Raw genomic sequence first — 13712 nt, 5'->3', positions numbered from 1 at the left:
ACGATCGGTGTTTGGTCAGCGGGGATTCCCTGTTTGAAAACGCCGGCGCATCTTCTTCGCCGCTCAGCGATCGCTCTCGCGGCGATGATGGCGCTGATATCTGCGGCACAAGCTTCCGATTTCTCGGAGCCGTGGCGAGACGGCGACCGCGCGCTCGTTGTCGACGCCTATGAATACAATTCAATCGACTGGGCGCAGCTTGCTACCGACAAGCGCGTTATCGGCTTCATCAACAAGGCCTCCGACGGGCTGCCGCCGCCCTATTTCTGCTATGGCGACGAGCTTACGGTCAAACTCTGCAAGACGCTGTGGAGACGCTATGCGGTGACGCGCGAGCTGTTCCAGACACGCAAGGTGGTGGCCAAGGCGCTCGGCCTGAAATGGGGCGCCTATCATCTTGCCCGCCCCGGCAATCCGGTTGAGCAGGCCAACAATTTCATCGATTTTGCCGAACCGGCGCCGGACGATCTCATGGCCCTCGACCTCGAAGGCAATGATCCGACACAGTGGATGTCGCTGGACGATGCCGAGGAATTCGTGCGCCAGGTGCACCGGCGTATCGGCCGTTTCCCGATACTCTACGCCAATGGCAAGACCGCCCAGTTCATCGCCGACAACCGCTATCAATATCGGCTCTTGTCGCGGCTGCCGCTCTGGTATGCGCGCTACAAGCCCGATATCGACGTGCATTTTCCTATGGGCAACTGGCAGGGCTATGCGCTGTGGCAGTTTTCGGCGCAGGCCAATTGCGGACGTTTGCGCTGCCCCTACCGGGTCGCCGGCACGCCCAACGACATCGACGTCAACGTCGCGCCAATGGATGCAGCCATGCTGCGCCAGCAGTGGCCCTTTGGCGGCCTGATCAATGTGCCGGCCGACTACCTCGCCTCGATCCCGGTGCCGGTTTCGCGGGCGGCGGGGCTGGCCGGCAAAGTCACCATCACCTATGCCGATGTGGCGACGCCGCCGACCGTCGAGGAAATGGTGGCGGTGCTCGGCGCGCGCTGGCAGACATTCCGCGCCGCCTTCCGCATGCCGGTGGTCAAAACGGTGCCGCGCCGCGCGCGCTTCGGCATTGCCGAGTATGTCGCCTGGAAGCGGACCGCGTATCGCTCGGACGCTCTGCTCGAGGCCGCCTTCTCCCAAGCCGCCGATCCGGTCAGCACCGCTTCGACGGAGCTCGTTCGCGAGCGCTGACTGCCAACACTAACCGGCCGCGCCGGCCTTCTCCCGCGCCACCGCCTGCCAGCCTATGTCGCGGCGGCAAAAGCCCTGCGGCCAGTCGATGCGGTCGAGCGCGGCGTAGGCGCGGCTTTGCGCTTCGCCGACCGTCTTGCCTGACGCGGTGATGTTGAGCACGCGGCCACCATTGGCGACCAGCGCGCCGCCATTGATGGCGGTGCCGGCATGGAAGATTTCAACGCCGTCGCCAGCGGCATCTTCGAGGCCACGGATGACCGAACCTTTCTCCGGCGTGCCGGGATAACCCCGCGCCGCCATCACCACGGTCAGCGCCGCCTCGTCGCGCCAGCGCACCGAGCTGTGCGCCAACTGGCCATCGACGGCGGCGTTGAGCAGCACCAAAAGGTCGTCCTTCAGCCGCATCATCAGCACCTGGCATTCGGGATCGCCGAAGCGGGTGTTGTATTCGATCAGCTTCGGCCCCTTGTCGGTGATCATCAGCCCGGCGAACAGAATGCCGGCGAAGGGTGCGCCAAGCTCGGCCATGCCGCGCATGGTCGGCTCGACGATTTCGCGCATGGTGCGCTCGACCATCTCAGGCGTCATCACCGGCGCCGGCGAATAGGCGCCCATACCGCCGGTGTTGGGGCCGGTATCGCCGTCACCGACGCGCTTGTGGTCCTGCGCGGTACCGAAAGGAAGTGCCGTGGTGCCGTCGCACAGGCAGAAGAAGCTCGCCTCCTCGCCGGTCATGAGTTCCTCGACCACCACTTCGGCGCCGGCTTCGCCAAAGGCGCCATCGAAACAGGCGTCGAGTGCTGAGCGCGCCTCATCCAGCGTCATGGCGATGGTGACGCCCTTGCCGGCGGCGAGCCCGTCGGCCTTGATGACGATGGGCGCACCGACCTTTTCGACATAGGCCTTGGCCGCGGCGAGATCGGTGAAGCGGCCATAGGCGGCGGTCGGGATATCGTATTTCGCGCAGAGGTCCTTGGTGAAACCTTTCGAGCCTTCGAGCCGTGCCGCCCGCTTCGACGGGCCGAAGACGCGGATGCCCTGATCGCGCAGATCATCCGCAATGCCGGCGACGAGCGGGCCTTCCGGCCCGACGACGACGAGGTCGATCGCGTTGTTCTTGCAGAAGGTGGCGACGGCGGCATGATCGGCGATGTCGAGCTTGACCAGTTCCGCCTCGCGAGCGATGCCGGGATTGCCGGGCGCGGCATAGAGCTTGGTCAAGAGCGGCGAGGCAGCGATCTTCCAGGCCAGGGCATGTTCGCGGCCGCCGGAGCCGATCAACAAAACGCGCATGCCGATGTCCCTTGTCATTTCACGACAGGGACTGCGCTATTGCGCTGCGCGGCGCGGGTCAAGACTTTTGGTCTACTGCTTGCCGGTTGCGCACGGGAACGTCGAGCGCACCGGCAATCGAAGTGAGCCGCTCAACTCTGGTAGATGACGGGGAACCAGTCCTCACGCAGTTTCTGGCCGGGCTTCATGTCATGGCCGGGATAGGGCGGCGAGGTGCGGCCGGGGCGCTCGACATAGCGCGCGTCATCGCCGACCCAGCGCAGCGACAGCGCCCGGCGCCGTGCCGCCGTCGGATTGCCGCGTGCGCCATGCGCGGTGCGGAAGTCGAACAGTATGGCGTCGCCCGGCTCCATCTCCCATTCCAACACCTTCAGCGACGGGTCGTTGTCGGGATCGGGCACCGGGAGATAGTCGCCCTCGCCGGCGTAGAAATTGTCATCGTTAAGCCAGCGCACCGGCAGAACCATCTTCTCCCATTTGTGCGAGCCGGCGATCAGCCGCAGCGTCGCTTCCCTGACCGGATCGATCGGGATCCAGAAGCTGACGGTCTGGCTGCCGTCGACAAAGTAGTACGGGATGTCCTGGTGCCAGGGCGTCGGCTTCTGCGTGCCGGGCTCTTTGACCAGCACATGGTCGTGGAAGAACTGGGCGCTGCGCGACTGCATTGCTGCCGCCGCGAGTTCGGCGGCCGGCGAATTGCGCACGACATCGACGAATTCCGGAATGCGCTCCCAGTTGCAATAATCGTCGAAGAAGCTGCCCTTGCCATTGGCGATGTCAGACGCCGTGGCGCTGCGATTCTGCATGTTGCGCTCTATGCCGGCGGCGATGGTGTCGACCCAGTCCTTGAAGACGCCGCGGAGGCAGACGGCGCCGTCGCGCTGGTAGTCGGTAATCGCTGCGGCACCGATATGTCTGGCGGCCATCTCAGTCTCCCCTGTTTCGATGACCGACTATCGCAGCCGCCGTACATCGCGTAAAATAATAACCTTTCATCCCTCTTATAGCTTTGGCCTATGAACCTGACTCTCACCCAATTGCGCTATCTCGTTGCCGTCGCCCGGCATGGCAGCGTCACCGCGGCCGCCCGGATGCTGAACGTCTCGCAGCCGTCGATCTCGGTGGCAATTGACAATGTCGAAGCGACGCTCGGCCAGAAATTATTCGTGCGCCAGCGCGGCAGCGGCATCGCACTGACCTCGTTCGGCCGCAGCGCGGTGGCCAAAGCAAAGCAGGTGCTGGCCGAGGCGGACGAACTGGTTGGGCTCGGGACGCGTGACGCCGATGTCGGCGGCGAGCTGGTGCTCGGCTGCTTCGAGGATCTGGCGCCCTATTTCGCGCCGGCGCTGATCCGCGCGTTTTCGCAGCGCTGCCCGGCGGTCACAGTGGTCGTGCGCGACGAGACCTTCGAGACGCTGGGCCGGCGGCTCGGCGATTCCGCCATCGATCTCGGCCTGACCTACGATCTCGGCCTGCCCTCGCACTTCGCCCGCATCCTGCTGCATGAGCTGCGGCCGCACGCGCTTCTGCCGCAAGGCCACGCGCTGGCCAGCCAGACCAGCGTCAGCCTGGCGGAGCTGGCGACCCATCCACTTGTCACCACCGACCAGCCGCACAGCTGGCAGCATATGCTGGACCTGTTCCTCAGCCGCGGCCTGTCGCCGGTCTCGCAGTCGACGACGAGTTCGTTCGAACTGCAGCGCAGCATGGTGGCCAACGGCTTCGGCGTCGCGGTGAGTTACACAAGGCCCTATGGCGACAGAAGTTATGACGGCCTGCCGCTGGTCTGCAAGCCGCTGTCGGATCCGCTGCCGATGCAGCGCATCATCCTCACCCATGACACAAGGCAAAGGCTGTCGAAGGCGGCGCTGGCCTTCATCGAGGTGGCGAAGGCGTGGTTCGCCACGCACGATGTTTTCACCGCCTGAGCGACAATGCGGCCGCTTGACGGCGCTCGCTGCTGCTGCCACTCCAGCACGATGGAAACCATCCAGTCGAAAGCGGCCCAGGGCCGCGTCGCTGACGCGCCGAGCGGCCATTGGGTCTACAAGATACTGCCGCGCTGGCTGTGGCCTTATGCGCAGCTTGCGCGCTGGGACCGGCCGATCGGCTGGCAATTGCTGCTATGGCCCTGCTGGTGGTCGGCAGCGCTTGCAGCCAGCGCCTATCCTCGCCCCACCGACCCGCTGCTGACGCTGCTGCCGTCGCCGTGGTTCCTGTTCCTGTTCTTTGTCGGCGCCGTCGCCATGCGCGGCGCCGGCTGCACCTATAACGACATTGTCGACCAGGACATCGACAACAAGGTCGAGCGCACGCGCTCGCGGCCGCTGCCGGCCGGCAAGGTGACCCGCCGCCAGGCCTGGGTATTCCTGGTCATCCAGGCGTTGCTGGGCCTCGTCGTGCTGTTGCAGTTCAACGACTTCGCCATTCCGCTCGGCATCGTCTCGCTGGTGATCGTCGCCGTCTATCCCTTCATGAAGCGCTTCACCAACTGGCCGCAATTCGTGCTTGGGCTGGCCTTCTCCTGGGGGGCGCTGATGGGCTGGGCGGTGGAGTTCGGCGACCTCGATGGCCCGGCCATCATGCTCTATATCGGCTCGATCCTGTGGGTGATCGGCTACGACACGATCTATGCGCACCAGGACAAGGAAGACGACGCCATTGTCGGCGTACGTTCGACGGCGCGGCTGTTCGGCGACAACACCAAGACCTGGCTGGTCGGACTCTATGGCGGCACGCTGGTCTGCTTCGCCATTGCCTTTGCCTCGGCACAGGCGCCGGTGGTGGCGCTGGCCGGGCTGATTGCCGCCGGCGCGCATATGGCGCGGCAGATTGCGGTTCTGGATATCAACGATCCCGACCAGTGCCTGCGGCTGTTCAAATCGAACAACCAGGTCGGCTGGCTGATCTTCCTCGGCCTCATCGGCGGATCGCTGTGGGTGGCGCTGAAGCCGCTGGTGTAGGCTCCCTTCTCCCCGTCTCTATACGGGGAGAAGGTGGCGGCAGCCGGATGAGGGGCAGCGCCAACCTTTGCAGTTAAGGTGAGATGCACAGCGGCGATGGCACGCGCATTAGATCAGGTGTTTGAAGTAGACAACCGGCTTGGTCAGCGCCGCCCCTCATCGCCCTGCCGGGCACTTCTCCCCGTATAGTGACGGGGAGAAGAGGCGGTCATTGGCGGTTTCGCCAATCGCCAACGCGTGTAAAGCAAAAACTACTCTCTCGAAATAATCTCTTCGCCATCAATAACCAGTCGCAGGCCGAGATCGCCGGCCCTGCGGCGGGCGAGGAAGCGCGGACGGCGCGTGGTCGAGACCCGGCCCTTGCGGCGATCCTTGGCTGGCAACGCCTTGATGGCGGCGCCGAGCGATTCTTCCAGTGTGCGGGCAATGCCGTCGGATTCGATCAGCAGCATCTGCAGCCGATAGGCATCGGCCCAGGCGCGCCAGTCGGCGGCGACGTCGTCGAGATCGTCGGCCACCAGCAGCGGCACCGACAGCATCGGGTCGTTGTGCAGCAGTTCCAGGGTTACCGTCACATTGCCTTCCGGATCCTCCATCGCGCGGGCGGCGACGCCGCGAAACGCATTGGCGGGCAGCGCGATGATCGCCGGCAGGCCGCTCATCTCGAGCGTGCGGCGAATGACGGCGCCTCGCTGGTCGATGGTGAAGGTAACGTCGCCATAGTCGTCGCGCGTGGCATAGCTCACCACTTGCGGCAGGCGGAATGGGTCAAGACGCATGTTGCGCCCGGCCCAGACGGGCTTCAGTACACTGTTCATCAACTGCCTTCCTGTGTTTCTCCTGAGAGCCGTTTTGCGGTTCTCACCGGGCCAGTTTTCCCGGCCTCGTTATGCGAAACAGTAGCGCGGGCTCCTTACCGCTGCGCTTAAGAAAGTCAGTTAAATTTTGCTGATCTCAGGGGATGGTTATCGGAATGAGACCAGCCCCAAGATGTTGAAAGGATCAGATAACCTTACCGGGATTCATGATGCCCGCCGGATCGAAGGCGGCCTTCACCCGGCGCATCAGATCGATCGCCATTGGCGGCGCGGTGGCGATCAGTTCGTCGCGCTTCAACTGGCCGATGCCGTGCTCGGCCGATATCGAGCCGTGGAAGGCGCGCACGACATCGTGCACGGCATGGTTCATGGCGTGGTAGAGGTCGAGAAACGCTTCGTCGTCACCACCCTCCGGCCGCGAGATGTTATAGTGGAGATTGCCGTCGCCCATGTGACCGAAGCAGACGACACGCGCCTGCGGGCTGACCGAGGCGACAGCGCCGGCAGCCTTGGCGATGAACGCCGGTATGGATGCCACCGGCACCGAAATATCGTGCTTGATCGAGGCGCCTTCAGGCTTTTGCGAATCCGGCAGCACCTCTCGGAAATTCCAGAAGGCGTCGCCCTGCGCCAGGCTTGCGGCGATCACCGCGTCGCCGACAATGCCTTGCTCGAGGCCTTCCGACAGCACCTCCTCGATCAGCCCCCTGGCGTCCTCGGCCGAGCGGCCCGATGAGATCTGCATCAGCACGTACCAGGGCCAGTCTTCGGCCAGCGGCCGGGCGACGCCCTGCGCGTGCCGCAGCGTGAAATCATAAGGGCGCTGTCCGATCAATTCGAAGGCGGTGAGTGCCGCCCCTGCCCGGTCCATCGCCAGGCTGAACAGTGAAAGGGCGGCTTGCGGCGACGACAGGCCGGCAAAGGCGACTTCACGGCCCTTGGGCTTGGGGAACAGTTTCAGCACCGCGGCAGTGATGATGCCGAGCGTGCCTTCGGCGCCGACGAACAGGTTCTTCAGATCGTAGCCGGTGTTGTCCTTCTTCAATTTGCGCAGATCGTCGAACACCTCGCCGGTCGGCAGCACCACTTCGACGCCGAGGCAGAGTTCGCGCGCATTGCCATAGGCAAGCACGCCGGTGCCGCCGGCATTGGAGGAGAGATTGCCGCCGATCTGGCAGGACCCTTGCGCGGCAAGCGACAGCGGAAACAGACGGTCGGCGGCATCGGCGGCTTCCTGCAGCGTCTGCAGGATGACGCCGGCCTCGACGGTCACCGTGTTGGAGAACACGTCGATCTCGCGGATGCGGTTCAGCCTCGACAGCGACAGCACGATCTCGCTACCGGACGCGTCGGGCACCTGGGCGCCGACCAGCCCTGTGTTGCCGCTCTGCGGCACGACCGGCGTTCTGGTCTCGCTCGCCAGCCGCATGATCTGGCTGACCTCGTCGACGCTGCCGGGACGCAGCACCAGCCCTGTCCTGCCGTGCCACAGCCCGCGCCGCTCAGTGAGGTAGGGCGCGATATCGACCTGGTCGCGCAACGCATATTTGTCGCCGACGATTGCGGCGAAGCGGTCGATGAGGGCGGGATCGAGATCGAAGGGGGTATCGTTCATGGGCAGAAACTATGGCGCTCAGTCGAGCTTGTCACGTGGGGCGGCGGCTCGAAAGAGCCGATCGTTGATCGCCTCGCCCAGGCCTTCGATCGGGATCGGCTCTACGGCGATCGTTGCCGCACCGCTGCGGTCGAGTTCCTGCAAATAGGCGAAGAGATTGCTTGCGGCTTCGCGCAGGTCCCCTGACGCGGACAGGTTGCGCAAGGCGACGGCCTTTTGCCAGCCTTCGGCGCGGTCAGCGCCAAAGGCCAGCAACGCTTCGCCTTCGGCCACGCTTTGCGCATTGAGGCGCACCGACGCCCCCGGCGCATAGTGCGACGCCAGCATGCCTGGCGCCTCGATGCCTGATATGGCGCCGCGCAGCAACTTGGTGCCGACGGCCGCCTCTATGTCGGCGGCGGCAATCCCGCCCGGCCTCAGCAGCCGCACTGTATCGCCTTCGACCTTGACGATGGTCGATTCCAGCCCGACCGGGGTGGCGCCGCCGTCGACGACAAGCTGGATTTTCGCACCGAGATCGGCCGCCACGGCCTCGGCCGTCGTGGCGCTGATCTTGCCCGAAGAGTTCGCGCTGGGCGCCGCCAGCGGCCGGCCGAGCCTGGCGATCAACTCGCCCCCGAACCCCCTGGGCATGCGCAGCGCGATCGTATCCAGCCCGGCGGTGACCAGCGGATGGATGCCGTTGCCGCGCCGTAGTGCGAGCACCAGCGTCAGCGGTCCCGGCCAGAACGCCTCGGCCAGCCGCTTCGACAGCGGGTCGAAGGTCGCAATGCGTTCGGCCATCGCCAGATCGGCGACATGGGCGATCAGCGGGTTGAAGCGCGGCCGGCCCTTGGCCTCGAAGATGCGGGCGACGCCAACGCCATTGGTCGCATCGCCGGCCAGTCCGTAGACGGTCTCCGTCGGGATGGCGACGACGTCGCCGCCCTCGAGCAGCGCCAGCGCCCGCTCCATCGCTTCGCCGACGGGTAGTATCTCAGCCACTCTGTTCACCTCACAGGCGCCGGACCTAGTACGGCAGTGATTTTCGGGCAAGCCGGCGTTGGTGAATTATCAATGCCTAAAATGCTATGTTTCCCTGCAAGCCGGCGTCAATCCACTGGGGGTAGGCTACCGGCTTGTTGGGCAAGGGGATTGGTTTCGATGTCGATGCGTGTGCTTGGAGCGCTTGGTTTCACCCTGGCGGCGATGACCGGTGGGGCACAGGCCTCGTCGATCGTCTTTCTCGGCGTCTCGAAATCCACGCCATCGGTCATCAAGGTCGGCACACCCGAACCGATGAAGATCGCCTCGGCGCCATCGATCGTGGCGCTCGGCGATGCCCAGCCCGACGTCACCTATGAAAAGGTCGCGGCGATCCCCGAGAAGCCCAGGCACGGACAGGCCCCGATGATCATTCGCGGCGGCGTCGTCGGCGGCGCCTTCGCTTCGCCGGCGCCGGCCAAGCCAGCCGCCACCGCTACCGCGGCACCCACAGCGGATACGAAGCCCGCGGCAGAGACCGCACCCGCAGGAACTGCGACGGCATCGAACGGCAAGCCGGAGTCGGAACCGGCAGCGCCACAGCCGGCGGCAACGCCGCAGCAGCCGATCCAGGGCGTCGGCAAAGCCGAGTAAGCCATTCGGCCGAAACAGTCGGCCAGTCCGCTTGACGCCGATCGACGCCCCGGCGCACGATCGGCCTGGCGGCGGCGTCCCCAATTTCGCCAATCGGTTTTGGCACGAGCGCGCCGGGTTCCAAGTGAGCAAGGGGGTATCATGAACAAGGCGAAATCATTGACTATTGCCGGCCTGTTGCTGGCGTCATTTCTGGGCGTCGGCAGCGCGCAGGCCGGTGACGACATGCTGGGGTCCTATGTCGCGCGCATTTCCGATCGCGACCACCATGCCAGCGACGGCTACGAGCTGAGCAGCGCGGCGCAGATGGTGCGACAGGACCGCGCCAACTGGCACAAGTTCCACCGCCGCGACGCCGACGACCAGGGCGACGACTGGTTCAGCAGCAACGATGATCGCGCGTACCTGGAACGCCTGCTGAAGCGCGGCGGGGCGATGAGTTCCTCGACGCGGCGCGCCATCGTCAACGGCGAGCCGCTGATCCAGGTCGACGTCTATTCAGACAGCGTGCATGTCAGCATTTTGGAGGATTGACTTCGTCAACCTCGGGAAGACTGACGGAGTCAGTTTCCGGGAAGACTGACGGAGTCGGTTTCAAGAGGGCCGACAAGGTCGGCCTCGATAACAAGAAGGGCGGCGTGTGAACGCCGCCCTTTTCGTTTGATGTCAGTTGCCTGAAAGCTCAGGCCGCTTCTTCCTCGTCGTCGGATTCCTCGGTCTCGTCAGCGCCGCCGGCTTCGGCCTTCACGCCGTCGTCGTCTTCATCTTCGTCGTCTTCCTCGTCCTCATCGTCGTCGGAAGAAGCGATGGTTTCGGCACCTTCTTCCTGGTCCGATTCGTCGCTGTCTTCGTCATCGCCTTCCTCGTCATCCGACAGGTCGGCGGCCTCGACCGCCGTGGCGGCGGCATGGTCGAGACTATTTTCGGAAGCGGATTCAAGCGCCTCGGGAGTGCCCGAGGTTTCTTCTGTCACTTCGATGTCGTGAGCGGAATTCATGGAAGCCTCCGTGGGGGTTGGGAACATGTCCTTTTTGCCACGGAGAGACCATCGCCATATGACTGTAAGCCGGCTCGAACGGCCGGCGGGGGAGAAAATTTTTAGCGTTATTCCCGCGCCTTTAGCCAGCTATTCTGGAGAAGTCCGCGACCTTGTCAGTGGCCGCGCGGATGCGGGCCAGCAACGCCAGACGGTTGGCGCGCACGGCCTGGTCCTCATCATTCACGAGAACGCGTTCAAAGAATGAATCAACCGGTTCACGCAACACGCTAAGCGCCAGCATGGCGGCGGAAAAGTCTTCCTTTCGAATCGCTTCGCCGGCTTGCTTCTCAGCCTGATTCACCGCCGCAAACAGCGATTTCTCGGCCTCCTCGCGAAACAGCGCCGGCTCAACGGTCGCGGCGACGACTGTTTTCTTCTTCTCCTCGGCCGCCAGAATGTTTGCCGCGCGCTTGGTGCCGGCGAGCAGGTTCTTGCCGTCCTCGGTGTCGAGGAAGGAGCCCAGCGCTTCGACGCGGCGGACGATCTGCAGGAGGTCATCGGACTGCGGCGTGATCACTGCGTCGATGAGATCGTGACGGGCGCCCTGATCGCGCAGGTAGACTTTCAGGCGGTCATGGAAGAAAGCGAGCAGATCGGTCGACTGGCCTGCACCGCTGTCCTTGAAATTGGCGGCAGCGCGATCGAAAATGGACGACAGGGCCAGACGGATGCCGTTCTCGACCAGCATCCTCACCACACCCAAAGCCGCTCTCCGTAGCGCATAAGGGTCCTTCGAGCCTGTCGGCTTTTCATCAATCGCCCAGAACCCGACCAGCGTGTCGAGCTTGTCGGCCAGCGCGACGGCAATCGACACCGGATCGGTCGGCACACGATCGGACGGACCTTGCGGCTTGTAGTGCTCCTCGATTGCCGCAGCCACGGACGGATGCTCGCCTTGCAGCAATGCATATTTGCGGCCCATGGCGCCTTGCAGTTCGGGAAACTCACCCACGGCTTCGGTTGTCAGATCGGCCTTGGCCAGCACAGCAGCGCGCCCGGCGAGCGCGGTAATCTCCCCCCTCGAGGGGGAGATGTCGGCGAAGCCGACAGAGGGGGGCGTCTCGCGTGAAGCGCTGACTCCCTCCTTCTTCGAGAGGCCAGACCGCGTCGCGCCAGCCGAAGCGACCCCCTCTGGCCTGCCGGCCATCTCCCCCTCAAGGGGGGAGATCGACTGCGCCACTGTCGGCGCCAACTCCTCGGCCAGCCGCTTGATCCGCTCCACCCGCTCGCCTTGCGTGCCGAGCTTGGCGTGGAAGGTGACATTGAGATGGTCGAGGCGGGCCATGCGCTGGTCGAGCGGCTTCTTCAGGTCGAGCCCGAACTTTTTCGCCGATGCCTCGAGCTGCTCCAGATCCGGCAGGTCGCCCTGGTCGGTCTTCCAGAAATAGAGCGCGTCCGACAGGCGCGCGCGCACCACCTTGCCATTGCCGTGCGCGATCTCCTTGCCGCCGTCCTTGGCCTCGATGTTGGCGGTGAGGATGAAACTGTTGGAGAGGTTTTCGCCATCGCCCTGCGGCCGGGTGACAAAGCATTTCTGGTTGGCGCGGATGGTCAGCCGGACCACTTCAGGCGGAATGGCGAGAAAAGCCTGCTCGAATTCGCCCATCAGCACCACCGGCCATTCGACAAGGCCCGACACTTCTTCCAGCAGCCCTTCGTCCTCGACCAGGTCGAGCCCGTTGGCGAAGGCGAGATTGCGGGCGTCGGCCAGGATGATCTCCTTGCGACGGTCGCCATCGAGCACGACCTTGGCCGCTTCCAGCTTGGTCACATAATCGTCGAAGCGGCGCACGGTGATTTCACCGGGCGCCATGAAACGATGGCCGTAGGTGACGTTGCCCGAACGGATGCCGTCGATCTCGAAATCGACCACGACCGGCTCCTCGGTCTCCGGGCCGAAGGTGCACAGGATCGTCTGCAGCGGCCGCACCCAGCGCAGCGAGCCGGGCTTGGCCGAAGCCGGCCCCCAGCGCATCGATGTCGGCCAGGGGAAGCTGCGGATGATGGCCGGCACCAGTTCGGCGATGATCGCTTCCGCCGCCCTGCCCGGCTTCGAAATATGGGCGACGTAGAAATCGCCCTTCTTCGGGTCGGAATGGACATGCGCCTCGGCAACCGAGGCAAGGCCTGCCTTGCGCAGAAATCCCTGCACCGCCTGGTCCGGCGCCGTCGTCGACGGCCCCTTGATCTCCTCGTGGATGTCCTTCGAGCGCGCGGTCAGGCCCCTGATGTCGAGCGCCAGGCGCCGCGGCGTCCAATATTCGCGCGCCGCGTCATAGGTCAGACCCGCCTCGACCAACCCGTCGGTCAGCATCTTCCTGAGATCGCCCGCCGCCTTGCGCTGCATGCGGGCCGGTATTTCCTCGGAGCGAAGTTCTAGAAGCAGGTCAGGCATGGTCAGGCTCCCACCCTCCTCTTGATGGGGAGGGTCGGCGCGCAGCGCCGGGGTGGGGTGGCGGCCTCTCAGCCGCCGATACCTTCGGCACCATCGCGCAAATGCAGGTGTGATTTCTGTTCTTCCACCGCCGCATAGATCGTATCGAGCACGGAATCCAGTTCGTTTTTGATTTCATGGTTCCAGAAGCGGATGACACGGTAGCCCTGACTCTCGAACCATTTCGTGCGGCGCTCGTCATGGCGCTGCTGGTCATCAAAACTGTGATGGACGCCATCAACTTCGATGATCAGCTTCAGCCGGTGTGAGATGAAATCAGGGAAATAGACCCTACCGACGCCTGCCTGCGAAAATGCGTACCTTCGACAGGAATGCGCCAGAGATGTCGCCACAGGGTGCGCTCCTCGTCTGTCATCGCCGCGCGGAGCCTTTTTGCAGACTGCAGCTTGAACCGATCGAGTTTTGGCATGGGACGTCGCGCTGCCACCCCCACCCGCCGCTTCGCGGCGACCTCCCCCATCTAGGGCCTGTTGCGTTATTAGGCTTTGGACGCCTGGAGGGACTGCAGGGGCGCAGCGAGGTGCTTTACGGCGCGGGTTTGCGGCCGGATAGGGTAGGAGTTGGCGTATTCGGTGGGTTCGGGGCGCAGTGCGACCCAGGATCAGGTGGCCAGCGTCACCCAGCGGCGCATGTTGAAGGCCATGGCCGCGATGAGGACCTGTCCTGCCGCCTTGGCCAGGCCGCGATAGCGGATGGCGCAAAGTCGCATGCG

The 13712-nt window shown here is 64.5% G+C and carries 12 protein-coding genes and 2 pseudogenes; 5 read left to right on the top strand and 9 right to left on the bottom strand.

Going from position 1 to position 13712, the window contains the following annotated elements:
• Positions 1-84: 84 nt before the first annotated feature.
• Complete coding sequence (locus AC1DXM_RS15070) at positions 85-1197, top strand: glycoside hydrolase family 25 protein (RefSeq protein WP_477234361.1); 1113 nt, start codon at positions 85-87, stop codon at positions 1195-1197.
• 9 nt (positions 1198-1206) lie between these two features.
• On the opposite strand, the gene purD is transcribed toward AC1DXM_RS15070, so the two are convergent.
• Together purD and AC1DXM_RS15060 are read right to left on the bottom strand one after the other, a co-directional pair.
• Positions 1207-2493, bottom strand: a complete 1287-nt coding sequence (gene purD / locus AC1DXM_RS15065; RefSeq protein WP_477233763.1) for a phosphoribosylamine--glycine ligase — start codon at positions 2491-2493, stop codon at positions 1207-1209.
• A gap of 131 nt (positions 2494-2624) precedes the next feature.
• The gene (locus AC1DXM_RS15060) at positions 2625-3419 is read right to left on the bottom strand and encodes a phytanoyl-CoA dioxygenase family protein (RefSeq protein WP_477233762.1); all 795 of its coding nucleotides are present in this window, start codon (positions 3417-3419) and stop codon (positions 2625-2627) included.
• Between the two features lie 90 nt (positions 3420-3509).
• Here AC1DXM_RS15060 and AC1DXM_RS15055 point away from each other — a divergent pair, with 90 nt between their 5' ends.
• Together AC1DXM_RS15055 and ubiA are read left to right on the top strand one after the other, a co-directional pair.
• Positions 3510-4421: a LysR family transcriptional regulator gene (locus AC1DXM_RS15055; RefSeq protein ID WP_477233760.1), complete on the top strand. Its 912-nt coding sequence runs from the start codon at positions 3510-3512 to the stop codon at positions 4419-4421.
• 51 nt (positions 4422-4472) lie between these two features.
• The gene (gene ubiA / locus AC1DXM_RS15050; RefSeq protein ID WP_477234359.1) at positions 4473-5456 is read left to right on the top strand and encodes a 4-hydroxybenzoate octaprenyltransferase; all 984 of its coding nucleotides are present in this window, start codon (positions 4473-4475) and stop codon (positions 5454-5456) included.
• A gap of 251 nt (positions 5457-5707) precedes the next feature.
• On the opposite strand, the gene AC1DXM_RS15045 is transcribed toward ubiA, so the two are convergent.
• From AC1DXM_RS15045 to AC1DXM_RS15035, 3 genes are all read right to left on the bottom strand, one after another.
• Complete coding sequence (locus tag AC1DXM_RS15045; protein ID WP_112563807.1) at positions 5708-6274, bottom strand: DUF6101 family protein; 567 nt, start codon at positions 6272-6274, stop codon at positions 5708-5710.
• A gap of 184 nt (positions 6275-6458) precedes the next feature.
• Complete coding sequence (locus tag AC1DXM_RS15040) at positions 6459-7889, bottom strand: FAD-binding oxidoreductase (protein WP_477233758.1); 1431 nt, start codon at positions 7887-7889, stop codon at positions 6459-6461.
• A gap of 18 nt (positions 7890-7907) precedes the next feature.
• A complete protein-coding gene (locus AC1DXM_RS15035) occupies positions 7908-8873 on the bottom strand; it encodes an L-threonylcarbamoyladenylate synthase (RefSeq protein WP_477233756.1) in 966 nt (321 codons plus the stop codon).
• A 159-nt stretch (positions 8874-9032) separates the two neighbouring features.
• Here AC1DXM_RS15035 and AC1DXM_RS15030 point away from each other — a divergent pair, with 159 nt between their 5' ends.
• Entirely contained in the window at positions 9033-9506 is a 474-nt protein-coding gene (locus tag AC1DXM_RS15030; protein WP_477233754.1) for a hypothetical protein, read from the top strand.
• 141 nt (positions 9507-9647) lie between these two features.
• Positions 9648-10040: a hypothetical protein gene (locus AC1DXM_RS15025; RefSeq protein WP_477233752.1), complete on the top strand. Its 393-nt coding sequence runs from the start codon at positions 9648-9650 to the stop codon at positions 10038-10040.
• A 148-nt stretch (positions 10041-10188) separates the two neighbouring features.
• Here AC1DXM_RS15025 and AC1DXM_RS15020 read toward each other — a convergent pair whose 3' ends face one another.
• The 4 genes and pseudogenes from AC1DXM_RS15020 to AC1DXM_RS15005 all read right to left on the bottom strand — a co-directional run.
• Positions 10189-10503, bottom strand: a complete 315-nt coding sequence (locus tag AC1DXM_RS15020) for an ATPase (RefSeq protein ID WP_477233750.1) — start codon at positions 10501-10503, stop codon at positions 10189-10191.
• Positions 10504-10624: 121 nt separating this feature from the next.
• Positions 10625-12940 carry a glycine--tRNA ligase subunit beta gene (glyS, locus tag AC1DXM_RS15015; RefSeq protein WP_477233748.1) on the bottom strand — a complete coding sequence of 772 codons (2316 nt, stop codon included), beginning with the start codon at positions 12938-12940 and terminating at the stop codon, positions 10625-10627.
• Between the two features lie 68 nt (positions 12941-13008).
• Positions 13009-13355, bottom strand: a pseudogene (locus AC1DXM_RS15010) (endonuclease domain-containing protein).
• A 246-nt stretch (positions 13356-13601) separates the two neighbouring features.
• Positions 13602-13712 (bottom strand): annotated as a pseudogene (locus tag AC1DXM_RS15005) (IS5/IS1182 family transposase); the annotation flags it as partial.

It is taken from the genome of Mesorhizobium sp. P3_A2 (assembly GCF_056403115.1).
This window is presented reverse-complemented; position numbering and strand designations above follow the sequence as displayed.

Excerpts from the sequence above, each read along its gene's own strand:
- AC1DXM_RS15070 (WP_477234361.1), top strand. The coding sequence starts at position 85 with ATGATGGCGCTGATATCTGCGGCACAAGCTTCCGATTTCTCGGAGCCG.
- glyS (WP_477233748.1), bottom strand. The coding sequence starts at position 12,940 with ATGCCTGACCTGCTTCTAGAACTTCGCTCCGAGGAAATACCGGCCCGC.
- AC1DXM_RS15030 (WP_477233754.1), top strand. The coding sequence starts at position 9,033 with ATGTCGATGCGTGTGCTTGGAGCGCTTGGTTTCACCCTGGCGGCGATG.
- purD (WP_477233763.1), bottom strand. The coding sequence starts at position 2,493 with ATGCGCGTTTTGTTGATCGGCTCCGGCGGCCGCGAACATGCCCTGGCC.
- AC1DXM_RS15020 (WP_477233750.1), bottom strand. The coding sequence starts at position 10,503 with ATGAATTCCGCTCACGACATCGAAGTGACAGAAGAAACCTCGGGCACT.
- AC1DXM_RS15055 (WP_477233760.1), top strand. The coding sequence starts at position 3,510 with ATGAACCTGACTCTCACCCAATTGCGCTATCTCGTTGCCGTCGCCCGG.
- AC1DXM_RS15060 (WP_477233762.1), bottom strand. The coding sequence starts at position 3,419 with ATGGCCGCCAGACATATCGGTGCCGCAGCGATTACCGACTACCAGCGC.
- AC1DXM_RS15040 (WP_477233758.1), bottom strand. The coding sequence starts at position 7,889 with ATGAACGATACCCCCTTCGATCTCGATCCCGCCCTCATCGACCGCTTC.
- AC1DXM_RS15045 (WP_112563807.1), bottom strand. The coding sequence starts at position 6,274 with ATGAACAGTGTACTGAAGCCCGTCTGGGCCGGGCGCAACATGCGTCTT.
- ubiA (WP_477234359.1), top strand. The coding sequence starts at position 4,473 with ATGGAAACCATCCAGTCGAAAGCGGCCCAGGGCCGCGTCGCTGACGCG.
- AC1DXM_RS15025 (WP_477233752.1), top strand. The coding sequence starts at position 9,648 with ATGAACAAGGCGAAATCATTGACTATTGCCGGCCTGTTGCTGGCGTCA.